At 48.8% G+C, this 25,675-nt stretch carries 18 protein-coding genes and 1 pseudogene; 15 read left to right on the forward strand and 4 right to left on the reverse strand.

The window, feature by feature from the left end; all coding sequences use genetic code 11:
• Positions 1 to 13 precede the first annotated feature (13 nt).
• Together NDA01_RS15660 and NDA01_RS15665 are read left to right on the forward strand one after the other, a co-directional pair.
• A complete protein-coding gene (locus NDA01_RS15660; RefSeq protein ID WP_348228656.1) occupies positions 14 to 628 on the forward strand; it encodes a DedA family protein in 615 nt (204 codons plus the stop codon).
• Positions 625 to 1,857 (forward strand): class I SAM-dependent methyltransferase, encoded by a 1,233-nt coding sequence (locus NDA01_RS15665; protein ID WP_348228657.1) that lies wholly within the window; start codon positions 625 to 627, stop codon positions 1,855 to 1,857. The genes NDA01_RS15660 and NDA01_RS15665 overlap by 4 nt, the downstream gene beginning before the upstream one ends.
• A gap of 47 nt (positions 1,858 to 1,904) precedes the next feature.
• On the opposite strand, the gene NDA01_RS15670 is transcribed toward NDA01_RS15665, so the two are convergent.
• On the reverse strand, positions 1,905 to 2,393 hold the full coding sequence (locus NDA01_RS15670; RefSeq protein ID WP_348228658.1) for a hypothetical protein: 489 nt from the start codon (positions 2,391 to 2,393) through the stop codon (positions 1,905 to 1,907).
• A 321-nt stretch (positions 2,394 to 2,714) separates the two neighbouring features.
• Between NDA01_RS15670 and NDA01_RS15675 the strand changes: the two genes are divergently transcribed.
• The 4 genes and pseudogenes from NDA01_RS15675 to NDA01_RS15690 all read left to right on the forward strand — a co-directional run.
• Positions 2,715 to 3,578: a hypothetical protein gene (locus NDA01_RS15675; protein WP_348228659.1), complete on the forward strand. Its 864-nt coding sequence runs from the start codon at positions 2,715 to 2,717 to the stop codon at positions 3,576 to 3,578.
• 159 nt (positions 3,579 to 3,737) lie between these two features.
• Positions 3,738 to 5,051: a hypothetical protein gene (locus tag NDA01_RS15680; RefSeq protein ID WP_348228660.1), complete on the forward strand. Its 1,314-nt coding sequence runs from the start codon at positions 3,738 to 3,740 to the stop codon at positions 5,049 to 5,051.
• 260 nt (positions 5,052 to 5,311) lie between these two features.
• Positions 5,312 to 5,446 carry a hypothetical protein gene (locus NDA01_RS15685; protein WP_277876157.1) on the forward strand — a complete coding sequence of 45 codons (135 nt, stop codon included), beginning with the start codon at positions 5,312 to 5,314 and terminating at the stop codon, positions 5,444 to 5,446.
• 297 nt (positions 5,447 to 5,743) lie between these two features.
• Positions 5,744 to 6,544 (forward strand): annotated as a pseudogene (locus tag NDA01_RS15690) (acyltransferase); the annotation flags it as partial.
• Between the two features lie 193 nt (positions 6,545 to 6,737).
• Here NDA01_RS15690 and NDA01_RS15695 read toward each other — a convergent pair.
• From NDA01_RS15695 to NDA01_RS15705, 3 genes are all read right to left on the reverse strand, one after another.
• Positions 6,738 to 7,928, reverse strand: coding sequence for a SpoIID/LytB domain-containing protein (locus NDA01_RS15695; protein WP_348228662.1), 1,191 nt, complete (start codon positions 7,926 to 7,928; stop codon positions 6,738 to 6,740).
• A 215-nt stretch (positions 7,929 to 8,143) separates the two neighbouring features.
• Positions 8,144 to 8,806, reverse strand: coding sequence for a protease complex subunit PrcB family protein (locus NDA01_RS15700; protein ID WP_348228663.1), 663 nt, complete (start codon positions 8,804 to 8,806; stop codon positions 8,144 to 8,146).
• A gap of 122 nt (positions 8,807 to 8,928) precedes the next feature.
• Entirely contained in the window at positions 8,929 to 11,166 is a 2,238-nt protein-coding gene (locus tag NDA01_RS15705; protein WP_348228664.1) for a S8 family serine peptidase, read from the reverse strand.
• 159 nt (positions 11,167 to 11,325) lie between these two features.
• On the opposite strand from NDA01_RS15705, the gene NDA01_RS15710 reads away from it, so the two are divergent.
• The 9 genes from NDA01_RS15710 (at position 11,326) to NDA01_RS15750 (ending at position 25,634) form a co-directional block, all read left to right on the forward strand.
• A complete protein-coding gene (locus NDA01_RS15710) occupies positions 11,326 to 13,413 on the forward strand; it encodes a PAS domain-containing sensor histidine kinase (protein WP_348228665.1) in 2,088 nt (695 codons plus the stop codon).
• A gap of 29 nt (positions 13,414 to 13,442) precedes the next feature.
• A complete protein-coding gene (locus tag NDA01_RS15715) occupies positions 13,443 to 13,889 on the forward strand; it encodes a response regulator (RefSeq protein WP_348228666.1) in 447 nt (148 codons plus the stop codon).
• 17 nt (positions 13,890 to 13,906) lie between these two features.
• Positions 13,907 to 15,409, forward strand: a complete 1,503-nt coding sequence (locus NDA01_RS15720; RefSeq protein ID WP_348228667.1) for a sensor histidine kinase — start codon at positions 13,907 to 13,909, stop codon at positions 15,407 to 15,409.
• Between the two features lie 161 nt (positions 15,410 to 15,570).
• The gene (locus NDA01_RS15725) at positions 15,571 to 16,632 is read left to right on the forward strand and encodes a mannose-1-phosphate guanylyltransferase (RefSeq protein WP_348228668.1); all 1,062 of its coding nucleotides are present in this window, start codon (positions 15,571 to 15,573) and stop codon (positions 16,630 to 16,632) included.
• A gap of 184 nt (positions 16,633 to 16,816) precedes the next feature.
• Positions 16,817 to 18,466: an ABC1 kinase family protein gene (locus NDA01_RS15730; protein WP_190435482.1), complete on the forward strand. Its 1,650-nt coding sequence runs from the start codon at positions 16,817 to 16,819 to the stop codon at positions 18,464 to 18,466.
• Positions 18,467 to 18,535: 69 nt separating this feature from the next.
• Positions 18,536 to 19,471: an NADP-dependent oxidoreductase gene (locus NDA01_RS15735; RefSeq protein ID WP_348228669.1), complete on the forward strand. Its 936-nt coding sequence runs from the start codon at positions 18,536 to 18,538 to the stop codon at positions 19,469 to 19,471.
• An 88-nt stretch (positions 19,472 to 19,559) separates the two neighbouring features.
• Positions 19,560 to 20,003 (forward strand): hypothetical protein, encoded by a 444-nt coding sequence (locus tag NDA01_RS15740; protein ID WP_431193422.1) that lies wholly within the window; start codon positions 19,560 to 19,562, stop codon positions 20,001 to 20,003.
• Positions 20,004 to 20,406: 403 nt separating this feature from the next.
• Positions 20,407 to 24,291, forward strand: coding sequence for a leucine-rich repeat domain-containing protein (locus NDA01_RS15745; RefSeq protein WP_348228670.1), 3,885 nt, complete (start codon positions 20,407 to 20,409; stop codon positions 24,289 to 24,291).
• Positions 24,292 to 24,446: 155 nt separating this feature from the next.
• Complete coding sequence (locus NDA01_RS15750; protein ID WP_348228671.1) at positions 24,447 to 25,634, forward strand: class I SAM-dependent rRNA methyltransferase; 1,188 nt, start codon at positions 24,447 to 24,449, stop codon at positions 25,632 to 25,634.
• The last annotated feature ends 41 nt before the right edge of the window (positions 25,635 to 25,675 follow it).

The following is a 25,675-nucleotide window of genomic DNA, read 5'->3' on the forward strand; positions in this document are numbered from 1 at the left end:
AAGGCACCCCTCTATGGAATCATTCAGCTACCTCGGCATTGTATTGTTGACGTTGATCTCCCCGCTTCCGACTGAAGTCATCATGCCGTTAACAGGGTTTATGGCAGCTCAGGGCAAACTGAATTTAGTGTATGCAGTCTTAGCAGGGGTCTTAGGTTCTGTAATTGGGGCGTTGCCTTGGTACTTTGCGGGCAAGTACTTAGGGGAGCCAGGATTGCGGAAGCTGTCCCATCGCTCGGGTGGCTGGATCAAAGTATCAATGGAAGATATTGAGAAGTCTAAATATTGGTTTAAGCAGTACGGGGGCCGAGCTGTAGTACTGAGTCGAGCCGTACCAGGCGTACGGACATTTATCTCTGTGCCAGTGGGTATCAGCGGTATGCCTGTGCTGTTGTTTCTGTTCTATGTGGTTTTGGGCGCAACGATTTGGGATGCTTTGCTCGCGGGTTCAGGATATGTTTTAGGCGATCGCTACTATTTAGTCAAACAATATCTGGGGCCTGCTTCTAATGTGGTGGTCGCGATTTTGTTGATTGCAGTGGTAGTTCTGCTGTTTAGGCGTAAGATCCGGCGTGCTAATAAATCTAAATCAAGCTTAAGACCAAAAAAATTAGAATCGAAACTATGACAGCTCAGCAACTCAGCCCCAACGGTAGCAACTCTGCTCTTTGCCAGCTCATTGCTCAACAGATAACCAACAGTCCCGATCAGCGAATTACCTTTGCTGACTATATGGAGTTGGCACTCTACCATCCCCAACAAGGTTACTATTCCACCAAAGCGGTCACTATTGGTGCTCAAGGTGATTTCTTCACTTCTCCTCATTTAGGGGCTGATTTTGGCGAATTGCTAGCGGAGCAGTTTGTGGATATGTGGCGATCGCTGGGGCAACCCTCTCCTTTTACGTTGGTAGAGATGGGAGCAGGTCAGGGACTCTTAGCCACAGATATTTTGCAGTACCTCCAGCAACAATATCCTGATTTCTTGCAAGCGATCGAATATGTAGTGGTAGAAAAGTCTCCTACATTACGGCTACAACAGCAGCAGCGGCTGCGATCGCAATCTCACCTTGAGGCTTCTCTCTCGGTGCGTTGGTGCACCTGGGAGGAGATCGCTCCTGATTCTATTGTGGGTTGCTGTTTTTCCAATGAATTAGTCGATGCATTCCCGGTACATCAAGTGGTACTCACTGAGGGAGAACTACAAGAAGTTTATGTCACCCTCACTTCTAGCCCATCTACTCCCGACACAATGCAGTTTGCTGAAGTGCTAGGAGAACTCTCAACCCCTCAACTGAGAGAATACTTTGATTGGTTAGGTATCCCACTGCTATCAGGTAATTATCCGGAAGGATACAGAACTGAAGTCAATCTAGCCGCTTTGAGCTGGTTACAAACAGTCGCCGATCGCTTGCAGCAAGGCTATCTTCTGACCATTGATTATGGCTATCCAGCCACTCGCTACTATAATCCAGCGCGATCGGAAGGCACTTTGCAGTGCTACTACCAACATAGTTATCACAACAACCCGTATTTCTATGTAGGTTACCAAGATATTACGGCGCATGTGGACTTTACAGCTTTAGAACGCCAGGGCGATCGCTGTGGGTTGCAACAGGTGGGTCTGATTCAGCAAGGCTTATTCTTAATGGCGCTGGGCCTAGGCGATCGCATTGCCGCGCTCTCCCACACTGATCTCAGTCAACCTGGGGAGTCTTTGCAAGCTCTGCTCGCTCGGCGGGAAGCATTGCATGCTTTGGCTAGCCCAATGGGGTTAGGTAACTTTAACGTCCTGATTCAAAGTAAGGGACTAGGGATCTCTGAACAGCAGAAAACCTTAAAGGGTTTAAGTTTGTAGATGAGCCTAAAAATCCGCAAATGACACTCTGGTACTAAGAGCGAGCTTTAGCTGTTGGGTTCTGCTTCCCACTCTACAGAAGTCACTGTTACGGTGCCTGGTTGGGAAAGCGTTCCCTCAAAATTGCCTGTTTGTCCAGGCTGGAGAGTTTCCGGGGTCACATAAGTGAAACTAGCTGCCGCATCAGTAGCGGGAGCAGCGACTGCATAGTTCACAATCGCGAATCTGACTGGTTTCCCCGTATCATTACGGACCTGGCCCAGCACGCGATCGCCGCTGCGTTCAAAACCAAGTACTACTACTTGAGGATTGCTGGGGGTAGTAGGAGCCGATCGCTGACACAAATGGCTCAGATCTACTAAACCTTGATTGGTTGTCTGCATGTAGCACAGGGGCGTTCCTGCATCTGTAACCACGCTATTTTGACTAGCTGCTAATAAGGTTAGCTGTGCACTGGGTCCGGGCAAGGCTGCTGGCGTTTCCAACGGCATCAGTGTCAGTCCAGCCGCGATCGCTAGGTATGAGAATTTCTGCATACAAGTCTTAAGCCAACATTCTCCTTTCTACTTTTCAGGTTTATCAGGCGTCAACCGGGCGATTTTCTAACCGAAGTCAAAAAAAATACCAAAAATTCTCTGAATAAATTAAAGATTGTGTAAAAGATTTTGAAGATTCGGTAAATTTTCTAGGCCACCTTCTTGCAACGCTGGGTTAGATTGCACAGGGTCAACGGTTCATTGGTGCATCCTGCCTCGTTTCTACATGGTTCAAGTTTCATCAGTTGGTTGTGCACAACCAAACCAGGTGTAGAAGCGGTGAAACATAACTTCTGACAAAGTTTTTGCTGGAGAATTCCTATGAATCAGCGTTTTCTGTCTGCGTTGCTTGGGCAACGACAACTCAACTTGTCTTCAAAGCAGCCTCATCAGTTACGCAGCGATCTCAACGCTTCGGCACCATCACAGCAAACCCGTCAACTTTCAACCAAGCTTACTGCTTTGGGTCTCACGACACTCCTCGGTGCAAGTAGCAGTATCGGTTTGGCAGGCGTGACTGCCCAAACTGCACAAGCGGCTCCTGTGGCGTCAGTGGGTAGAGCTGTGGCTTTCACCTGTACCGACAGCCAAGCGACAATTAAGGCGAAGGGTGGCCCTTCGGTCACCTTCGGTACCACTAGTATTTACATCGGCTATCAACAAGTTTCATCGATCAACAAAAATCCTCGTCTAGTTCGCTTTGACAACGGACAGCGCACTTGGTGTAAAACAGATTACGAAGTCACCAATGACGATGGCACCGGATATGGCTTGATTTGGGATGGCGGGAGTGTGTTGTATGGCGTCTTCAGCTCTACTGGCACTCAAGGTTATTCCAGTCAAGACTTCCGTCGTTTTGCAACAAGTGGTTGGTTAACGAGTTATGGCAAAGGTGGCAGCCGTAAAGTTGCCGTGCTTGCTCGGATTAACCCCTCCACCGGGACCGTTGCCAATGCCACTTTTCTCTCCGGTATGCTCACTAGCGGCGACAGCAACTCCTTAACGGTCACGGGCTTGGCTTGGACGGGTAGCAGTTTGGTGGTCAAAGCCAATTCTTGGTTTGCTCCTCGCCGTAGCGATCGCTCCCGGATGAACTGCCCAGGCTCATCTCCTTTTGTCCAAACCATCACCTTTGCTGCTAGTTTAAGCTCGGCCCTCCAATCTACTGCTGTTGGCTGTCAGTAGATTTTATCTACACAAGTGACTTGCTAAGGGCACAGATTGAGACCTAACCTCCAACCCCTTCCCTACAGGGAAGGGGAGCCAAAGCCTAGCCAGAATCGCTATTCCTGATGCCTATACTGGAAGTAATCACGATTATGGTTTCGCAAGGGAAGGAAGCGGATGGTTCCAAATCCCACGATTATGCAAGCGGTAGAACGACTAGATTACCGCGTTACGGTTGGGGATATTGCTGCTCAGGCAGGGCTAGATATTAATCTGGCTCAGCAGGGGCTTCTAGCCTTGGCATCAGATGCGGGCGGGCACTTGCAGGTAGCCGAATCCGGGGAAGTGGTTTACCTCTTTCCCAAAAACTTTCGCAATATCCTGCGGAACAAATTCCTCCGATTGCGCCTGAAGGAATGGTGGGCCAAGGTTTGGCGAGTTCTGTTTTATCTGATTCGCATCTCCTTTGGTGTTGTTTTGCTAGCGTCGATTGTTTTAATTGTGGTGGCGATCGCCCTCATCGTCATGGCAATGAATTCTAGCCGAGACAATGACAATGACTCCGGAGGTGGGGGTGGCATCTTTCTCCCCAATTTTTGGATTACTCCCGATTTCTTCTGGATCTTTTACCCCAATTATTACGACGATCGCCCCTATGAACGCCGCCGTCGCCGTTCTCGCAATGCCGAAGGAAATCAGCTCAACTTTTTAGAAGCGATCTTTTCCTTCTTATTTGGGGATGGCAATCCTAACGCTGACCTAGAAGAGCGACGCTGGCAGACTATCGGCACTGTGATTCGCAATCATCGAGGTGCAGTGGTCGCTGAGCAAATTGCTCCTTATTTAGATAATGTCGGCCAAGGCTATGGTCACGAGTACGAAGACTTTATGATTCCCGTACTCTCTCGTTTCAATGGGCGGCCCGAAGTGAGTCCAGAAGGCGGGATTGTCTATCATTTTCCCGAATTGCAAACCACCGCTGCTCAAAATCGTCCGCGATCGGTGCCTGGTTATTTAGAAGAAATTCCCTGGCGCTTTAGTGCCGCTGGGTCAGGGCAAATTATCCTGGCGATCGGTCTGGGTGGACTGAACTTGATTGGAGCCTTGGTTCTGGGGAGCTTGCTCGCTGATGGGGCAGCAGCCGCAGAATTAGGTGGCTTGGTTGCGTTTGTGCAGTCTATCTACTGGTTATTACTCGGGTATGGTACGGCTTTCTTGGGAGTGCCGTTGGTCCGCTATTTCTGGATTCAGTGGCGCAATAGCAAGCTGGCGATTCGTAATCAAAACCGTCGGCAACGTGCCCTACGGCTGAACCAAGCTGAACCAGAACTACAGCAGAAGCTGGCTTATGCCGAGCAATTTGCTACTGAAATGGTGGTAAGCGAGAAGGACTTAGCTTATACCACTGAGACTGACTTGATAGAACAAGAAGTTGAGCGATCGGACCAAATTGACGCAGAATGGCAGCGTCGCCTGAATGAATCTTCCTAGTTGTCTCATCAGCAATCTCCTCAATATTGCCGCTTTTCCCTCTTGATGGGAAAGCGGCTCAGTTTATTTACGCAAACTTTATGAAATTCAGTTTTATAGAGGCTTTGTCTCTCAGGTGATTTACGTAAACTTGATAAAGCTTGATTTTGTATTAATGGCTTAGTTAGGATGAGCTTTAAGATCCAATCTAAGTCAGATTTGCGACTAGCCGATCTCCTCAGATTCAGGCATCCTCTGCTTGACTTTCACCTCAGTTCGCTATGTTTCTTTTCATGGCCGTAGCTGTAGATCATTGGTTACAACAGAGCCGCTATAGCAATCGAGGCAGCATTTATTTGTTTGCCCCCATGGCTAACTTCAATGTGATGGCTGAAGTTGGCGACACTCCGCCTTAGACGGGCTCAGTGATTAAAGTTTTATTCATGAGTTGGTGAATAACTCATCTGATTTTTAGGGAGAGCAAAGTTCTGATTAGCTCTCTAGCTTCAGCCTTATTTTTAGAGTTAGCGATCGCCCTTGGTATCTGCGATCGCTGAAGATCACCCCAGGCTGAGAATGAGAACTTAGTCTTTGCTCAGTCACCTAAAGTCGCATCAATTTTGACCCTCAACCTTGCCCTATAGGCTGGCAATTCACCTCACGAGTTGTCCATGAATCATTGTTTACATATTTATCTGAAACGAGACTTAGCTATGAACGCCGAAGAGCATCTACCTGCTTTAACTCGATGGTTACGCCATAAAGAATCTCTTGTAATAGCTCCTTTAGAGGGAATCCCCTTTGCCTTAGGAATTAAACTCCGCGAATGGCTCTACCGTAATGTTTTGGGCCGCTTAGGGAGTGCGGTACAAATTCAAAAAGACGTTGAATTTAAGGGTACTGCTGGCATTGAAATTGGTGACCGAGTTAATGTCGATCGCGGAGCTACTTTCAACAATTCGGGCAAAAACAACAAGATTTGTATTGAAGAACAAGTAAAAATCAGACGAAATGTTGAATTGGATAGTTCAGGTCAAAATAATACAATTTTAGTTCGTTGCCGAGCCCGCTTAGGCTGGGGAACTCGCTTAAGTAGTGCTGGTCAGAATAGTCAACTGATCATCGCTGAGCATGCCTGTCTCGATCGCGGTGTTGATATTAAATCTCATGACCACGGCTATGTAGAGATTGGTCAAGAAACCTATATTGGCCCCTACACCTGTATCGCTGGGCCTGGTCACGTCATCATTGGCAAAGACTGCCTCATTGCTTCGCATTCTGGCATTTATGCCAGCAATCATGACTTTGGCAATCCATCACAAAAAATTCGTGATCAAGGTGTGACTGCCAAAGGAATTGTTATAGAAGATGATTGCTGGTTAGGCAGCGGCGTCCGAGTGCTGGATGGGGTGACCATTCATCGCGGTAGCGTAATTGGGGCAGGTGCAGTAGTCACCAAAGATATTCCTCCTTACTCAGTAGCTGTTGGAGTACCCGCCAAGGCGATCGCCCAGCGTCATCAAATCGACAACTCTCGGTTAAACGAGCTAGTCAGCTATGCAACTTTAGCTTTAACTCAAGACTTGCAAGATAGACCTTAAAAAAAGCTAGAAGTTGGCTTGGTGCTGGCTTCTAGCTCCTAAATCTTAATTTTTGGCTAACTCCCTGTGTTCCTGCTAAAGGACGTTCTAGCTCAGGGAGACAACTCTATTGCACTTGAATTCTGGCGAGGGCGGTGCCTTTGTAGTAATGCAAGACAATTTGTTGATAGTTATAGCCACGCTGAGCTAGGTTATGGGCTCCCCATTGGCTCATGCCTAAGCCGTGACCAAAGCCACGACCTGAGATTTGAAATCCTGGTAGCGAACTGCTGCTCTTGGTGCCAGCGGAACCAGAAACGGCAGTAGCAGTAAACAGCGTGCTTCTAAGACCCAAAGCATCTCGGAGGGCACTACCGCTGATGGTGCGGCTTCCAGCATCACCGACGACTTTCATGGTGACAATGCGACCTTGAGGCGTTGTCCGGGCGGGTTGCATAGAGATTACATTCCCCACTCCAGAGATGCGGTTGCTCAGTTCGGAGTTGGAAAAAGTCTTAGTCCATTGGTAAACAGGTGCGCCTTGGTCATAGTCTTGCACGCCACGCAGGTAAGGCAGCGGTTGCTTCCAGACATCTTCCACGTTTTCTGTGTGTCCACCAGAGGAAGAATGGAACACCGCTTCAATGATGCGACCACTATGAGTTAGAACTTGACCAGCGGTGGCGTTGACTGCGGCTTGGGTAGTGGAGGTTTCTTTGGCAACCCCTTCATAAACCTGCCATGCTTGTGTATCGCCGACATCGTAAACACTGTTAGCAGAACTTTGCCGCTGATAGAGAGCATAGGAACGAGCCGCGATCGCTTGAGCTTTCAGAGCTTCTTGGGGCCAGCTCGGAATCATCTCAGCCGCAACGACACTGTAGAGATATTGCTCCAAATCCACATAGTTAACAGCAGTAAGACCCTTAGCAGTGGGAACCAGAAATGCCCGTCCGCGATACCAGCGATCGCCAATCCAGACATAGCCACCTCCTGTGGGCTCCACCCAAATCTGACCTGCCTGCCACTGTCCTTGCAGGGACACACCACCCGCACTCAAGGCAGCACTCAAAGATTGCTCTGGAGCGAGTTCTCCTAAGATTCGTCCGTTACCATCTTTGATCAAGGCTTTTGTAGAGCTAGCCACTCCGACCTGCTGCTTGCCTTCTTCAATCGCAACTCGTAAGTCTAGAGCCGCCTGTGCAGGCGCAATCATGGCTAGCCAAATCAGGGCAGATACCCACCAGTGACGCCCTCCCAATCGAATCAAATGCCGTAGTCCTTGAATCAGGAAGGCAGGGGTATGTCCAGATGTCATTCCGTAAATCTCCTCACTCCAAACAGTGCGGCTAGATGAGTTGTAACTAGAATAATGATCAGCTTGAGTAATTCGATGCAAACCCTAGTTAATATAAGCTAATTTCCTCAAACTTGGGATAGAGGAAGTGAATAAAAAGCAAGTCAAATTCATTACCACTGTTTGTGAGACTCCATCTTGAGAGTGAATGTTTCTCGAATTTCCCAAGAAAGCTGCTAACTATTACAAGACTCTGAGATAGTCTTTCCCTGCATACGAATAGAGGCATCGGAAGTGGCTGTCAAAAGAAAAACTGTTGGGGTTGTTGTCTGTTGAGTCACGAAACAGTCTGCACCTGGAACCTTCTCTGTATAATGAATCACCCATTCCTCACGCTGAGGCATTACCACCTTTTCTATTCGGTCAATTTGTAGACTAAAACCTCCTGTTGAGTGAGAACCTGAGGTTAGCCCAATCACCTGATGCCGCGAAAAATCCACGCTGGGAGCCGTTGGTTTTTGTAAATTTAAATCGAGCGAAGAACTGCGGTTCCAAAACTTAGACCAATCCTGCTGATTTTGAAATACTAAAACTTTGGGTTGAGTCGTCATACTTTGAGACAAAGGATTGGACCCAACCCGCAATACCTGAAAGGGAATGGATGTCTTCATGGTGGTCAGTTTGGCTGAGGCGTCAATTGTTGAACTAGTCGGCACTGAGATAATTGGTGTTGAAATAATTGGGGTTGACTTGGTTGGACTCGTTGGAGCAGTTGGATAAAGAGCTGTAGCCAGCGAATTGCAACCGACCAAGGCGATCGCTAGCTCACTGATTAATAGTGGTAACCAAAACTGGCCCGGAGGGAATCTCAACCACTGGGAAAACCAGATTTGCTGCATGGTGAAGACCTCACACTTGCTAAGGGCTTGCTAGGGGGCGATTTTAATAGATCCCTTCTTTTCCTTTCCAACTAAAGACAGGAAGTCTAACAAAGATAGGAAGGGATCTGAATCAGCAAGGCTTAGGCTAATGCGATCGCTCGCCGCACCGCTGCGTCTGCATTAACAAACCCATCGCCGTATTCTTCGTCATAACCAGGATCTCCTAGATCATAGGCAGTGGTTGACAGAATTTCCCGGACTTGAGTTGCTGTGAGCTCAGAGTTGACGCTCCAAACCAAGGACGCCACTCCAGCCACATTGGGGGTGGCAGCAGATGTACCGTTAAATTGAGTTTCGTAGCCGAAGTTTGTGCCTAAGTCGGCTGGAGTTGCACCAGTGGCAATGACTTCAGACGGTCCCATCAACGTTAAACCTTCACCATAATTAGATCCCCAAAAGTCAGGATAAGAAATCCGAGTGCCTGGAGTTTGAGAATTGCCATACATGTCTTCTGCGCCCCAAGAAGCTCCAACAGCGATGACATTGTTGTAACGCGCCGCGAGTTGAGCGGGATAGAGAAGACTGTTTTGATCACCATTACCCGAAGCGATGACAAACAGTACATCCTCCTGGTGATTCGCGACCAGTGCTTCAAAGTCAGGCTCAAGGCCACCACCTCCCAGACTCATGTTAATGACTAAACGTTGGCCTTGGCGCGCAGCTTCAGCAATCATGGCTGCGGTCGCTTCAGCTAAGCTGTAGTCACCCGTTTCTCCTCCCAGCACATCAATGTTGATGACGCTGGAATTCCAGTTGATACCGCTCATACCTATACCGTTATTGGCAGTGGCAGCAATAATGCTCTGAACCGCTGTGCCATGTGATAGATCTGTTGAATCATCGTTGTAGTTGTCTGAAAAAATGGTCGTGGTCCTGAGGTCTGGATGTAAGAACCCGTCAGCATCCACGCCTAAACCTGAATCCTGAACGCCCACTAGCACTTCCTCTGAGCCAGTGGTAAAACGCCAAGCATTGTGCACACCCATCATATGGAGGTTCCACTGTTCGTTAAAGAGTGGATCGTTAGGAGTCACGGATAAATCGAAAGTTGTGTCAGCGAAAGCAATGCTGTCGATACTTTCAAATAAAATTTCGCGACCATCTCCTAAAGTCAAAGCATCAAAGAGGCGATCGCCATTGCCAGGATCGTAAAGTAAGCCCCCACCCGTAGTTGTTGCTAGATTGAAGGTTACATCCGTTGACAGCAAATGGGAAAGATCCAGCAGATCATATTCGCCAGTGCCAAACTCCAGATTCCCATTGCCAGAGAAAACCATGCGACTCGCACCTGGTATCACTGTGAAGGTATCTGCTTCTAGAGAGCCCCAAACGGTTTGCACGAGTGGGGAGGCAGTCAAACTGAAGTTGTAGTTGGTGTCGCCAATATATTGATCGATCAGTACTGAGTAAGTACCAGCAGCTAAACTACCAAAATTAATTGTTTCTGGCTGACTGTCTGAGGCTAAGGAGGAAGCCAAAACTTCAGCATCGTCCATCAGGCCATTGTCGTTAAGATCCTGAAATAGGAAGAGATCGGCATCGTTCTCTAACTCACTCAAACTTAAGTTGAGGTTGCTGGTATCCTCCAAGGAGAAGCGATAGAAGTCTTGAGGATCGGAGTTGCCGACAAAGTCTCTATAGCTGCTCGTGCCGACTAAAAGTCCTAAATCCCTGGCTTCAAATAGCGTGTTGCCTGCTGCATCAGCGGTGAGGTTTAAGCTATAGCTCGTGCCGCCAATGTACTGCTCCACAATCACTGCATAGTCTCCAGCTTCTAGTCCTGTGAGAGCGATCGCTTCTGAAGTGGTGTCACCCTCAATGGACGACGCAATAATCTCATCAGTTTCGATCGCGCCATTTTGATTAGTATCTTGCGCTAGGTACAGATCCGCGTCAGTCGCTAAGTTAGTAAGGCTGAGATCAAGGCCGCTGGTGGTGTCTAGCTGGAAGTAGTAAATATCCTGAGGATTGTAGCTATCTACGAAACCACTAAAGTTGGAGCTACCACTTAAGGTGCCTAGTTCATAGGTGCTTAGCGGGGTGACTGGGTTGGATGCTGCTGGTGTTTCTGGAAAGGGCAGCGCTTCTAAACGAGCGCTAAACACCTCACTGCGAAATCTGCTCGCATCAGCAAGAATGGGCTGTAGGGATGACCAATTCTCCAGTGCAAAACTGAGGGCATCGTGCCCAGCCTGACGGTGGCCTAAAGGCGATGCCCCTAAATTCGGATCTGTTTCTCCCGCTAAGATGGCAGTTGAGTTGGAAGGAAGGGCAAAATGAGACAGAACTTGGGAGTCTAGTGGTAGAGGCTCTAGCATGGGGGCTACTTGTGAGAGAGTTGAATCTGGCCTTGGATCTGTACGGATTGATACAGTCCCTTAACAGGCATCAACTGCAAGCAGGGATTTTCCGCAAGGTTCTTTTCCCTATCCAAAGGGATGCGTTGAGAATAGAAGCAAGCCCCCAGGAAAGATGCTATGTCGGAATTTTTTAACGTGTTGCTGGCTTCCAGCGGATTTATGCCTCACGGCCACTGCTACCTCTGGAGACCAGGCTTAGTCGGATTGCATTTAGTTTCAGATGCTCTGATCGCCCTCTCCTATTACTCGATTCCAATCATGTTGGTGTATTTTGTGCATAAGCGCCGAGATATCCCTTTTGACTGGATTTTTTGGATGTTTGGGTTGTTTATTGTGGCTTGTGGCACGACCCACATCATTGACATTTGGACTTTATGGCATCCAGTCTATTGGCTGGCTGGTCTCGTTAAAGCGATCACGGCTTTGGCTTCCGTAGGCACAGCCGCTTCCTTATTTCCCTTACTACCTCAAGCCCTGGCTTTACCCAGCCCCAATCAACTCGCCGCTGTGAACCTAGCTTTGTCGAATGAAGTAACAGAGCGCAAGCAGGCAGAAGCTTGTGTGCGCACCTTGAATGCTGAGCTAGAGCAACGAGTGGACGAACGGACCGCGACCCTACTGCAATTGAACGAACAGCTCAAAAGTGAAATTGCGGAACGCAGCCGAGTGGAAACAGAGTTGCGGCGATCGCTCAAAGAGTCATCAGATATTAAATTTGCCCTAGATAAAGCCGCGATCGTCGCGACAACAGACCACCACGGCACCATCAACTATGTCAATGACAAGTTCTGCGAGCTGTCGAAATACTCTAAAGCCGAGTTGCTAGGCCAAAACCACCGCATTATTAATTCGGGGCATCATTCTTCGCTGTTTTTTCAAGTTCTTTGGGCCACGATTAGCAGTGGCAAAGTGTGGCACGGGGAAATTCAGAATCGCGCTAAGGATGGTAGCGACTACTGGGTCGATACGACCATCGTGCCGTTTCTAGACCAGGCGGGTAAACCTTTTCAATATCTGGCAATCCGCTTCGACGTCACCGAGCGCAAACAGGCAGAAATCGCCTTGTGGGAAAGTAAAGAGCGCTTTCGTTTGCTTGTAGAAGGTGTGCAAGACTACGCCATTGTGATGCTGAGTGCTGATGGTCAAGTCGCCAGTTGGAACAGTGGTGCAGAGCGAATTCTGGGTTACCAAGCCCCAGATATCATTGGTCAATCACTATCTCGCTTTTACCCGGATGCCAGCAACTCGCACGGTAAGGCCCAGCAAGAAATACAGATCGCTACAACAACAGGCCGCTTTGAAGAAGAAGGGTGGCGCATGCGCCAAGATGGGTCACAGTTTTGGGCTCACGTCATCCTCACCGCCCTGCATGACCGCACTGGCCAACTACGGGGCTTCTCTAAGGTGACTCACGACATTACCGATCGCAAGCGTGCAGAGCAAGAAATTAAAGCGCTCAATCAGGAACTTGAGCAACGGGTGATGGAGCGCACTACCCAACTGGCAGCCATTAACCAGGAGCTGGAAGCCTTTGCTTACTCGGTGTCGCACGACTTACGGGCTCCCTTGCGGAGTATTGATGGCTTTAGCCAAACGTTGCTAGAGCGCCATGCGGAGCAGCTAGATGCCAAAGGACAACATTATTTGCAACGAGTCCGGGCAGGCACTCAGCGGATGGGGCAACTGATCGATGATTTGCTGAATCTGTCGCGAGTCACGCGCAGCGAAATGAGTTGGCAACCCGTAGACTTAAGCGCGATCGCCCAATCTATTGCTACCGAGATCCAGCAGGGCCAACCAGATCGGCAAGTCGAATTTGCGATCGCCCCCGAGCTGATGGCTTATGGTGACACTCAACTGCTAACGATTGTGCTCGACAACTTACTCAGAAACGCCTGGAAGTTTACTTCTAAACACTCTCAAGCCTGTGTTGAGTTTGGAGCCTTACCATTAGAAGGAATCACACCTGTTTACTTCGTGCGGGACGATGGCACTGGTTTTGATATGGAGTATGCTCACAAGTTGTTCGGAGCTTTCCAGCGATTGCATGCCATGACTGAATTTCCTGGCACTGGCATTGGCTTAGCCACTGTGCAGCGGATTATTCACCGACATGGAGGCAAGGTGTGGGCCGAGGGAGCCGTAGAGCAGGGAGCTTGCTTTTACTTTACGCTGGCTCCAGAAAGCGATCGCAACTCCCTTTGAGATCTACAGAGGCGCCTAAAACGACTGCCATGCTCAAAAAAAGAATCTTACTTGTAGAAGACAATCCAGACGATGAAGAGTTAACTTTATTGGCGTTTGAGGATTGCCAGATTGCCAACGAAGTCATTGTCAAACGGGATGGAGCCGAAGCGCTAGATTACTTATTGGGTCAGGGAATCTACAGCGATCGCCATCTGTATCCCATGCCATCCTTAGTTTTGCTGGACTTGAAGCTGCCTAAAATCGATGGTTTGGAAGTGTTGCGCCGTCTTCGCAGTGAGGCTCGTACCAAAGTTTTACCCGTCATTATCTTGACGACCTCGAAAGAGGAGCAAGACTTGATTAACAGTTACAGCTTAGGGTGCAACAGTTACATCCGAAAACCCGTGGACTTTAATCAGTTTATGGAGGCGATTCGCCAACTGGGTGTTTATTGGTTACTGATCAATGAAACGCCGCAAATCCGAGAACTTTAATCTGACGGGAGCACATCATGGGTCAGATCTTGCGAGCTTTGATTGTGGAGGATTCTGAAGATGACACAGAGTTGTTGGTGTTGGAATTGGAGCAACAGGGTTACGACCCCATTTACGAGCGGGTAGATACTGCGAAGGCGATGCAGGCCGCTCTGGATCGAGCCACTTGGGATGTGATTATTTGCGACTACTCCATGCCCCAGTTCAGTGCTCCGGCGGCTTTAGCTTTGTTGCAAAGCAGAGACTTGGATATCCCCTTCATTATTGTCTCTGGCACCATTGGTGAGGATATTGCGGTGGCCGCCATGAAAGCGGGGGCACATGATTATTTGATTAAAGGAAATTTGGTGCGGCTAGTGCCTGCGATCGCGAGAGAACTGCGGGAAGCCCAGGAGCGTCAAGCGCGGCGGACCGCCCAGAAAGCTTTGCGAGAAAATGAAGAACGCTTTCGGTCACTAATTGAAAATGCCCTCGATCTGATCGTGGTTTTAGCGATTGATGGCACGATTCAATACACTAGTCCTTCCAGTAAAACTTTGTTTGGCTATGAACCAGAGGCGATCGCTGCCACCAATATTTTCAAATACCTGCACCCAGAAGATATCTCTCATGTGCGGCAGACCTTTCAAAATGTGATTGCTCAGCCTGGAGTGACTGCAACGGCGGAATTTCGCTGCCACCATCAAGACGGCTCTTGGCGGCTGTTAGAAGCCAGTGGTAAACATTTTGTTGAGCCCAGCGGCACGACTCGGATTATTGTGAATGCGCGAGACAGCACCGAACGCAGACAAGCTGAGGAGATGCGAAAAGCGCTGGAAACGGAGAAAGAACTTAGTGAATTACGCTCTCGGTTCTATTCCATGATGTCTCATGAATTTCGTAGCCCCCTCACCGCCATTCAAATGACCGCCCAACTGATGCGAGATCATTCTCAGGCTTTTGAGGTAAATAAGCAGAAAGAATGTTTTCAACGAATTCTGAACGCGACGAAACGCCTAGGGCATTTAGTGGATGATGTTTTAGTCATCGGCAAGGCTGAATCTGGTAGGTTTCAATTCGCACCCGTCCCTTTAGATTTGAGCGCTTTTTGTCAAGAATTAATCACGGAGTTTCAACTAACCAGTGCCAAGGAACATCAAATTGTTTTTAGTTACGAGGGAGATGGCTCAGATGCGGAGATAGATGAGGAGATATTGCGCCATGTCCTGAGCAACTTGCTCGCCAATGCCATCAAATACTCGCCTGCAAACACCAAGATTCAGTTTGAGTTGCACCAAAAGCGTGATGTCGCCATCATCCAAGTTCAAGATCAAGGAATAGGTATCCCTTCTGAAGATTTGCCCCGCTTGTTTGAACCTTTTCATCGTGCCAGTAATGTGGATCGGATTCCAGGGACAGGTCTAGGTTTAGCGATCGCCAAAAAATTTACGGAGTTGCAAGGTGGCACCATTACAGCTACCAGTGAGCTGGGTGTAGGCACTAACTTTATCGTCACCCTGCCGCTCCAAGCCCAATTGTGAGGAATTGAAGAATTTTGCGATCCATAAGGTTTATCCCTAGTTCTGCTTCACAACTTAGACTATGTTGGCAGTAGCACTCATTCTGATAGCGGAACTCTCATTTCTTCGTTGTCAGCTTTGCGGTGAAACGTAGACTGTTAATCCAGAAACTAATCTAAGCAATGAGCAATTCCCTCATCCCCGTGATTCTGGCTGGTGGCAAAGGTGAACGCTTCTGGCCCCTAAGCCGCAAGCTACGACCCAAGCAATTTTTGAGTTTAGATGGTAGTGGTAAAAGCCTGTTGCAAGCCACAGCCGATCGCTTGTTGCCTTTAGCTGGAGGTTGGGAAAATCTCTGGGTGGTTACTGCTTCCCACTTAGCGGATGGGGTGAAGGAACAACTCCCCGATCTCCCCCTAGAAAACTTGTTGGTAGAGTCGGAAGGCCGCGATACTGCCCCTGCCGTGGCTTGGAGCACCTTGGAAATCGCTCGGCGCTATGGAGGAGATGCTGTAGTTGGCTTCTTTCCGGCTGATCACTGGATTGATGATCAAGCTATGTTTGAACAAACGCTGAGCGCGGCTACGGAACTGGCAACGCAACAAGAAGCGATCGTGACTTTGGGGATTAAACCCAATGCTCCTTCCACCGGGTACGGCTACATCGAGCAGGGAGAACCTGTCGGCAGCTATGCAGGCTTCCCTGCTTACCGCGTCGATCGCTTTACGGAAAAGCCCGATCGCGAAACCGCCGAAACATTTCTCGCCAGTGGTCGCTTCAGTTGGAACAGCGGCATGTTTGTCTTCCGCGCAGGAGTCACCCTAAATGAACTCCGAGTGCATGCCCCAGAGCTGATGCACCTGCTAGAACAACAAGGCCCCAGCGCTTATCCTCAGTTGCCCAAGAAGAGCATTGACTATGCGCTGATGGAGAAGACCCAAAAGGCTTATGTTTTACCCGTTGGGTTTGGTTGGGATGATTTAGGAGATTGGACGGCGATCGAGCGCTTGCTCAAAGGAGATAAAGCGAACGTCGAGTTGGCGACCCATGTAGGTCTTGACACTCAGGGAGCCATTCTTTACGCCAGCAATACTGAAGATGTGATCGTCACGATTGGTCTGGAAGATGTAGTGGTGGTGCGAGACGGCAACGTCACCTTAATTGTGAAAAAAGACCGCACCCAGGAAATTAAGCAAGCTCTTGGTCAGCTACGCGATCGCCCCGATCTAGAACACCTACTCTAGAACATCTACTTTAGACCTAGCCTGCTGGAATCTCTCCCTTGGGGGACTTGGCGAACTGAGGCGTTAGGCGTTAGAAGAGAGTCAGTGAACGCAGTAGTGCCAGTGGATAGGGTTTCTAGCTCTGGCAATAAGCGATCGCGGCTCACTGACTCATGCCCCCTGACCTCACCCCCTAGGAAGTCCCGTGTTTTTAGCGCAAACCAGCTCCCGTCAGCGAGAAATTATTGAAGTAGTCCTCCGTAACGGCTGGGACTTCATGCGGCGCTTGCTGACCGGAGGCAAGGCGGATGAGCCAAAATTGCCACCTCCTGCCGTACTGCGGAATATTTTGGTGGATTTAGGCCCTGTTTATGTCAAGCTTGGTCAGCTCCTCAGCACTCGCCCTGACTTGCTCCCCGCTGAGTACATTGAGGAACTCTCTACCCTGCAAGACGAGGTGCCTCCGGTCGCTTGGCCCGCGATTGAAATGGTGATTCGGCAAGCCATCCGCAGGCCGCTAGATGAAGTGTTTGCCACGATTGATGCAGTCCCCGTCGCTGCGGGTTCGATCGCCCAAACCCATCATGCGACGTTGATCGATGGTCGGGAAGTGGCTCTCAAAGTCCAGCGTCCTGGTTTGGAAGCGGTGATTAGGCAAGATATTGCCTTGATTCGGGGCATGGCAGATTTGGCCGCTCGTACCGAGTTAGGCAAAGAGTACGATATTGTGGCGATCGCCGAAGAATTTACCAATGCGCTACAAGCAGAATTAGATTTTTGCCAGGAAGCCAGCTACACCGACCAACTGCGCCGCAATCTCTCTAAGAGCCGCTGGTTTGATCCTGCCCGCCTCGTGATTCCGGAGATTAACTGGGACTTAACCACAGAGAAGCTATTGGTGATGCAGTGGCTAGATGGTGTACCTTTGCTGTCTGCTGAGATTCGCCCTAGCGCGGATACGATCATTCCTGAAGAAGAACGACGACAAATTACGGTTTTGTTGTTTCGCGTATTCTTCCAGCAACTATACATTGATGGCTTCTTTCACGCCGATCCCCATCCCGGAAACTTGTTCTACCTCAAAGATGGCCGAGTCGCAATTTTAGACTGCGGCATGATGGGACGCTTAGATCCACGCACCCAGCAAATTTTGACCGAGATGATCTTGGCGATTTCGGATATGGATTCCCAGCGGTGTGTGCAACTTACCATACAACTAGGGACTTCCGGACAGAGCGGAGTGAATATGGCCCGCTTGGAAACCGACTACGATCGCATGTTGCGGAAGTATGCCAATGTCAATCTCTCAGAAATCAACTTCAGTCAAGTGTTCTACGAGATTCTGCAAACCGCCCGCAATAATAAAGTCCGTTTCCCTAGCAACCTAGGGCTGTATGCCAAAGCGCTCGCCAATCTGGAGGGAGTCGCTAGGCAATTTGATCCAGAAATCAATTTGCTAGAACAAATTAAACCGCTGATTACCGATCTGTTTCGACGACAGTTAATTGGTGATCAACCGCTGCAAGCTTTACTCCGCACCGCTCTAGATATTAAGAGCCTCTCCCTGCAATCTCCGCGCCAAATTGAACTGCTGCTCGATCGCGTCACTTCCGAAACCCTAAAGTGGAATCTGACCATCCGTGATCTCGACCCTCTGCGTCGTAGCATGGATGACTCCGCCAACCGTCTCTCTTTTAGTATCCTTGTGGGTTGCTTGACGATTGGGGCAGCGATCATCTCCTCCAATGCCCCCACAGGTAGCCTCTCTCAACTCAGCATTGGTTTATTTGTCGTTGCCAGTTTTCTAGGTCTTTGGCTCGTCGTTAGTATCCTTAGATCGGGCAGATTGCGGTAGGCGATCGCACCACAAGGCGAGGCTCGCTTGCACTCAAAAAAATATCTACGGAAGAAGGTGATAACGAGCATGAAAGCAGTCCGAATTTACGCTTATGGTGGTCCGGAGGTTTTGGCCTATGAGGATGTCTTGGTGCCTGCAATCGCCGAGGATGACGTACTGATTCGGGTTCATGCCGCTGCTATCAATCCGGTAGATTGGAAGGTTCGCGAAGGGTATCTGCAAGGTTTTATCGATTATGACTTGCCCTTAACTTTGGGTTGGGATGTCTCTGGGGTTGTAGAAGCAATTGGCAAGAACGTGACCACCTTCAAACCAGGCGATGAAGTCTATTCTCGCCCTGATATCAAACGAGATGGCGCTTACGCAGAGTACATTGCGGTTAAAGCCTCGGAGGTTGCGTTCAAACCCAAAACTGTTGATCACATTCATGCAGCGGCTGTGCCTCTAGCTGGAATTACAGCCTGGCACTGTCTGTTTGAAGCCGCTGGGTTAACGGCTGGACAGCGAGTTTTAATTCACGCAGCGGCAGGTGGAGTTGGCAGCTATGCAGTTCAGTTTGCTCGCTGGAAAGGGGCACATGTGATTGGCACTGCCTCAGCTCGGAATCAGGACTTTTTGTTCCAGTTGGGAGCGGATGAAATCATTGATTACCAAACCACCCAGTTTGAGGATGTTGTCGAACCTGTGGATGTCGTGTTCGACACGGTTGGAGGCGAGGTCCAAAAGCGTTCTTGGCAGGTAGTCAAGCCAGGCGGCATTCTGGTTTCGGTCGTTTCTCCCCCATCTGAGGAAAAAGCTGCGGCTCACCAGTGTCGGAGTGCTTATGTTTTCATTCAGCCCAGAGCCGACTGGCTGAGCGAAATAGCACAACTGATGGATGCGGGGCAGGTGAAGCCGATCGTTGAAACAGTGCTACCTCTGAGCCAAGCAGTTGAAGCGCACAAACTGAGCCAAAGTGGGCATACGCGCGGCAAAATCGTGTTGCAGGTATCCACAGCTTGATCAGTAGCACTTCTAGCACTCCGGGAATAATACAGCCACGAATTCGGCCTATGGCTATTTTGCTACTGTTTATTCTTAAGAGTTTTCTATGCCTTACCAAGACATCAACGTAACCTTATCGGACACAGATCTCAAAGAAATTCGTCAAGCGATCGCTACTATTCAGCAAAAGCTGCCATTTTTGATCATGCTGAATACGACAGAGCGAAAGCGGCTGTTTAAGATGGGGGATAAGCGACTGGCGTTTGTGCAGACCAGTCTGAATGCAGCTCAGTGCAACCGGAATATTTTGCCTGCGAGTTTTGATCTGGATGGTTTCTCGAATGATTTCCGCTTGGCAACCTCACTGATGGAAATTGAGATGTTGCTGAACCAGATGTCGGAACAGGTAGATGATACGTTGCTGACAGTGGGCAGTGAAGCGATGTCAAGCAGCCTAACTGTGTATGACTACGTAAAGACGGCAGCGAAGAAGACACCTGGTATTGAAGGGTATTGCCGAACAGTTAGGGACGCTGTTTCGGGCTATTAAGAGTAAGCCAGCAAAACCAACAGCCACAGAAACAATCACAACTAGTTAGCAAACATTCGTTGCCAAAGCTCAAAGTATGGCGGGTAAATCTGTAGGGTTCAAGGGTGAACTAAAATTGTTTAACGCTGAATGTTCTAGATTAGTGGCTAAAAAGTGTAGGTTCACTGTTAAACCTTAATCGTTCAAGGCTGAATAAAACAGCATTAAAGCTGAATCAAAGTTATTGAGTTTTGAATAGAAAAGATTCAGCCTTGAATGATCAATAATCACCGAGAATACTTTGAGCTTTGCGCGGAAATTTAAATCATTAACCTGTCATTTTTGCTTAATTGTCGCTGCAATGAAACCCTGACATTCTTTAAAAGCTTTGTCAGACTAGAAACACCATCCGGAGAGGCAAGGCATGACGCGAGAGGAGTTGTTAGCGCTAATCAACCAAGCAGCCAAAGAAGGTTGGACAGAGCTAGACCTATCGGGCAAGGAGCTGACAGAACTGCCTAGTGAGATTGGCAAGCTAACGCAGCTTGAGACGTTGATTTTGGGGAAGTGGGAGCGAGCGAAAAAAGGACGGCTAGGCATTGAGGGCTATGAGCATGTAGGGCGTAATTGGGTACGACTCATCTCAGGTAATCAGTTGAAGTTGTTGCCGCCTGAACTAGTCAATTTAAGCGAACTACGTAAGTTGGATCTAAGCGGCAATCTATTTAAGGAACTTCCATATGTGGTGACTCAACTGCGGAGGTTAAAGCAACTCACACTAATACGGACAGAATTGAAGGAGTTACCTCAGGCAATCGGACAACTCACCAATCTCACTACGCTTAACCTCTCCGATAACCAAATCACAGAAGTTCCAGAAGCAATTGGACAACTCACCAATCTCACTACGCTTAACCTTGTCAGTAACCAAATTAGACAGATTCCAGAAGCAATTGGACAACTCACCAATCTCACTACGCTTAACCTCTCCGACAATCAAATCACAGAAGTTCCAGAAGCAATTGGACAACTCACCAATCTCACTACGCTTAACCTTGTCAGTAACCAAATTAGACAGATTCCAGAAGCAATTGGACAACTCACCAATCTCACTACGCTTAACCTCTCCGACAACCAAATCACAGAAGTTCCAGAAGCAATTGGACAACTCACCAATCTCACTACACTTGACCTTGTCAGTAACCAAATTAGACAGATTCCAGAAGCAATTGGACAACTCACCAATCTCACTACGCTTAACCTCGTCCGTAACCAAATCAGGCAGATTCCAGAAGTAATTGGACAACTCACCAATCTCAACGAGCTTAACCTCGTCAATAACCAAATCAGACAGATTCCAGAAGCAATTGGACAACTCACCAATCTCAGTACGCTTGCATTCTCACACAATCAAATCACGGAGGTTCCAGAAGCAATTGGAGAGCTCACCAATCTCAACGAGCTTTACCTCGTCGGCAACCAAATCAGACAGATTCCAGAAGTAATTAGACAACTCAGCAAGCTTACCAAGCTTAGCCTCTCCAACACTCAACTGACGCAGATTCCAGAAGTAATCGGGCAATTCACCAATCTCACTACATTTTATCTATCCAACAACCAACTCACACAGATTCCAGACGTGATTGGACAACTCACCAATCTCACTGAGCTTGACCTCTCTGACAACCAACTCACACAGATTCCAGACGTGATTGGACAACTCACCAATCTCACGATGCTTCACCTCTCCAGCAATCAAATCACGCAGATTCCAGAAGCGCTCGGGCAACTGACCAATCTCACTGAGTTTGACCTCTCTGACAACCAACTCACACAGATTCCAGACGTGATTGGACAACTCACCAATCTCACGATGCTTCACCTCTCCAGCAATCAAATCACGCAGATTCCAGAAGCGCTCGGGCAACTGACCAATCTCACTGAGTTTGAACTCTCTGACAACCAACTCACACAGATTCCAGACGTGATTGGACAACTCACCAATCTCACGATGCTTCACCTCTCCAGCAATCAAATCACGCAGATTCCAGAAGCGCTCGGGCAACTGACCAATCTCAACGAGCTCTATCTCTCCAGCAATCAAATCACGCAGACTCCAGAAGTGATTAGACAGCTGACCAATCTCACGACGCTTGACCTCTCCAGCAACCAAATCACTGAGATACCCAATTGGCTCGAAGAAGTACCCGACCTCAATAAACTAGATCTGCGCCGAAACCCGCTACCCATTTCTCCAGAAATTCTTGGTCCACCAAACCCTAGTCACGATCCTGGTTCTGTTGAGGCTATCTTCAATTACTGCCGTCAACTCCGAAGTGGCGAAGTCCGCCCGTTGAATGAAGCCAAACTCCTTCTCATCGGTCAAGGTAGCGTCGGCAAAACCTCTCTGATCAACCGTCTCCTCTACAACCGATTCAATCGCCACGAGTCACAAACGGATGGTCTCAACATTGAAACTTGGAATATTTACGTTAACAGCAAAGATGTGCGGCTGAATGTCTGGGACTTCGGCGGACAAGAGATTTACCATGCCACTCACCAGTTTTTCTTAACCAAGCGATCGCTCTACCTCTTGGTGTGTAACTGCCGCACCAGCGAAGAGGAGAACCAAATTGAACGCTGGCTTAAACTGATCGAAAGCTTTGGTGGTCAATCCCCCGTCATCATCGTAGGTAACAAGAAAGACGAACAGCCTTTCGACATTAATCGCAAAGCCCTACGCGACAAATACCCCAACATTAAAGACATCCTCGAAACTTCCTGCGACACCAGCGAGGGTATCAACGACCTCCGCAATGCCCTTATTCGTGAAGTGGGTCAATTGAGCGATGTTTACAACCTTCTACCACTTTCCTGGTTCGAGGTAAAAGAGCAGCTTGAGAGCATGGATGAAGACTTTATCAGCTATAGCAAATACGCCTGCATCTGTGCTTCCAAAACTGTCACCGAAGAACCGAACCAGGAACAACTGATCGACCTGCTGCACAACCTGGGACTAGTACTTAACTTCCGCGATCACCCGATTCTTCAATCCACAAACGTTCTAAACCCTGATTGGGTGACTGAGGGTATATATGCCCTCCTCAGTGACGAAATCCTCAAAACTAAAACCAAAGGCATTCTCACCTATGCTGACCTCAGCCGCGTTCTCGACTCGCAGCGCTACCCTGCCAACCGTCATCACTACTTAATTGAGCTGATGAAACAATTTCAGCTCTGTTTTCAGATCCCTAACTGCCCCATAGATACCTTTCTGATCCCTGGACTTCTCTCTAAAGAGGAACCCGGAGATACCAAGCTCGAAGGTGAAACCCTAGAATTTCAGTATCACTATCGCATCTTGCCCGAAAGCATCCTCTCCCGTTTTATTGTTCTCACTCACGACAAAATCCACAGCCAAACTTATTGGCGCAGTGGGATCATGCTCGCTTATAGCGAAGGTAGCGAAACCTACAACATTGCTCGCATCAAAGCTGACCTAGAAGATAAGAAGATCTTCATCTCTATCAGCGGTCGTGAAACAACCCGGCGATCCTTTCTGCTAATGATCCGCGATGTATTCAACAGAATTCACGACACCTTCGCCAATCTTGAAGTAACTGAGTGGGTACCTGTCCCTGGCTATCTCAGCCATCCACCCCTTGAATACCAGGAACTCCTAGGATTAGAAAAAATGGGAGTTCGGTCCCATCCAATCGGCCGGTTAGGTATCGTTATGGATCTGCGCCAACTTCTAGATGGTTACGAACCGATCGAATTGCGGCAAATGAACGAGAAGGGGAGCATGAGTGAAAGAGTATACGAAGACATGCGTGATCTTGCTAAACTCGCAGTCAGTAGACCAATCATTAACAAAGCAGAGGCAAGAGCGATGTCAGAAGGTTCTCAATACACAAACAATAATCAAGGCGCAAATATCGGTAACATCGTTAACGAAGCTAAAGATAGCGCCCAAGTGACAGCATCCAACTTTACCCAAACCAGCGGTGCCAGCATTGCTGAACTCTTGCAACTCATTACCAACATGCGCCAAATCGCCACGCAATTTCCTCAGGAAATCCAGAATGATGCCTTAGATGACATTGATGACGTAGAAGCAGAAATCAAGAAACCTGAAAATCAGCGCAATTTAACCCGATTGAGAAAGCGCTTAATTGCTTTAGCAGCCATCGGTGCTGCGATTGCTACTCCGATCGCAGGTGTCACTGACTTTGCCAATACCGCCATAGATTTAGGCAGCAAATTAGGCATTGAACTTCCTGCACCTCAGCTTCCTCCTGCACCTTAACTGTGATTTAGTAGGCTTTAAGCATTCCCCTAGCAACTACCAGCAGCTCAACACTAAACTGCTAGGCAGGAAGAGATAAGAGGCGATCGCGCCTGTATAGTTGAAAAGGACTATTTTTAGGCGCAGCGACAAGAAACGGCTGTTTAACTGAGATCATGGCAAAGCTGCCCCACATTCAACTTCCCACTGCGCTCAAAGAGCGGCTCCTGCAAGGACATCCTTGGGTCTACCGTAACCATGTCCCGTCGAATCTGCATTTCCCCTCTGGAACTTGGGTGCGCGCGCGGTGCGGCAACTGGACAGGCTATGGTCTTTGGGATGCTAATGGCCCGATCGCGATTCGGATTTTTTCGGAGGAGCAAGTTCCAGATCCACGCTGGCTGCGGGAACAAGTCCAGGCGGCTTGGGACTTACGTTCTCCTCTCAGAGACAAAGGTTGTACGTCGTATCGGTGGTTATTTGGAGAAGGAGATGGCCTACCAGGGATCACAGTGGATCTCTACAACGACTTTGCCGTAGTGCAAACTTACATGGAAGGGGCGGCTGTGCTCCTAGATTGGCTAGTGGATGCGCTCAAAGCCGCCAAACCGCTGCAAGGTATTTTTCTCCGCACTCAACATAGAGCCTCTGATGAAGCGACTGAGGGCAAACCTGATAGCAAGATAGAACGGTTGTGGGGCCAAGCTGCACCGGATGATTTAGTGGTGAAAGAGCACGGCCTTTCGTTTCAGGTAAATTTGTATTCTGGGCAAAAGACGGGGCTATTTCTAGACCATCGGGAAAACCGCCGCTTTGTCCAAGACTTGAGCCAAGGACGTGAGGTGCTAAACTGCTTCGCTTACACCGGAGCATTCTCGTTGTATGCCCTGCGCGGCAAAGCCCAACACGTTACCAGCGTAGACATTGGCAAGGGATTGGCGGAAGCGGCAGATACCAATATTGCGCTCAATGGTTTAGACCCCGATCGCCACACCTTTGTGACGCAAGATTGTTTCAATCTGCTCAATAGCTATGCAGAACAAAAACGCTTTTTTGATTTAGTGATTCTTGACCCGCCCAGCTTCGCCAAGAGTAAGCAAAACCGCCATGCTGCCCAAAGAGCTTATGTCAAACTCAATGCGCTGGCTCTGCGCTGTGTAGCTCCCGGTGGTTTGTTGGTAAGCGGAAGTTGTACAAGCCAAGTTAGCCCAGAGGCATTTAAGGAAGCGATCGCGGCAGCAGGAGCTTCAGCAGGGCGACGTGTGCAAATCATCCATGAAGCGGGCCAACCTCTCGATCATCCTGTCCCTGCCCACTTCCCCGAAGGCCGCTATCTCAAGTTTGTGGTGGGGCGAGTGAGATAACTAGAGAGTTAAGTAACGACTGAGGTTCAGAATTCTGTTCG

The organism is Trichocoleus desertorum AS-A10 (assembly GCF_039962155.1).
GTDB lineage: Bacteria > Cyanobacteriota > Cyanobacteriia > FACHB-46 > FACHB-46 > Trichocoleus.

What these genes read in the sequence shown, in the direction of transcription:
- NDA01_RS15660 (WP_348228656.1), top strand. Translation starts at nt 14, where the DNA reads ATGGAATCATTCAGCTACCTCGGCATTGTATTGTTGACGTTGATCTCC.
- NDA01_RS15665 (WP_348228657.1), top strand. Translation starts at nt 625, where the DNA reads ATGACAGCTCAGCAACTCAGCCCCAACGGTAGCAACTCTGCTCTTTGC.
- NDA01_RS15670 (WP_348228658.1), bottom strand. Translation starts at nt 2,393, where the DNA reads ATGCAGAAATTCTCATACCTAGCGATCGCGGCTGGACTGACACTGATG.
- NDA01_RS15675 (WP_348228659.1), top strand. Translation starts at nt 2,715, where the DNA reads ATGAATCAGCGTTTTCTGTCTGCGTTGCTTGGGCAACGACAACTCAAC.
- NDA01_RS15680 (WP_348228660.1), top strand. Translation starts at nt 3,738, where the DNA reads ATGGTTCCAAATCCCACGATTATGCAAGCGGTAGAACGACTAGATTAC.
- NDA01_RS15685 (WP_277876157.1), top strand. Translation starts at nt 5,312, where the DNA reads ATGTTTCTTTTCATGGCCGTAGCTGTAGATCATTGGTTACAACAGAGC.
- NDA01_RS15695 (WP_348228662.1), bottom strand. Translation starts at nt 7,928, where the DNA reads ATGACATCTGGACATACCCCTGCCTTCCTGATTCAAGGACTACGGCAT.
- NDA01_RS15700 (WP_348228663.1), bottom strand. Translation starts at nt 8,806, where the DNA reads ATGCAGCAAATCTGGTTTTCCCAGTGGTTGAGATTCCCTCCGGGCCAG.
- NDA01_RS15705 (WP_348228664.1), bottom strand. Translation starts at nt 11,166, where the DNA reads ATGCTAGAGCCTCTACCACTAGACTCCCAAGTTCTGTCTCATTTTGCC.
- NDA01_RS15710 (WP_348228665.1), top strand. Translation starts at nt 11,326, where the DNA reads ATGTCGGAATTTTTTAACGTGTTGCTGGCTTCCAGCGGATTTATGCCT.
- NDA01_RS15715 (WP_348228666.1), top strand. Translation starts at nt 13,443, where the DNA reads ATGCTCAAAAAAAGAATCTTACTTGTAGAAGACAATCCAGACGATGAA.
- NDA01_RS15720 (WP_348228667.1), top strand. Translation starts at nt 13,907, where the DNA reads ATGGGTCAGATCTTGCGAGCTTTGATTGTGGAGGATTCTGAAGATGAC.
- NDA01_RS15725 (WP_348228668.1), top strand. Translation starts at nt 15,571, where the DNA reads ATGAGCAATTCCCTCATCCCCGTGATTCTGGCTGGTGGCAAAGGTGAA.
- NDA01_RS15735 (WP_348228669.1), top strand. Translation starts at nt 18,536, where the DNA reads ATGAAAGCAGTCCGAATTTACGCTTATGGTGGTCCGGAGGTTTTGGCC.
- NDA01_RS15740 (WP_431193422.1), top strand. Translation starts at nt 19,560, where the DNA reads ATGCCTTACCAAGACATCAACGTAACCTTATCGGACACAGATCTCAAA.
- NDA01_RS15745 (WP_348228670.1), top strand. Translation starts at nt 20,407, where the DNA reads ATGACGCGAGAGGAGTTGTTAGCGCTAATCAACCAAGCAGCCAAAGAA.
- NDA01_RS15750 (WP_348228671.1), top strand. Translation starts at nt 24,447, where the DNA reads ATGGCAAAGCTGCCCCACATTCAACTTCCCACTGCGCTCAAAGAGCGG.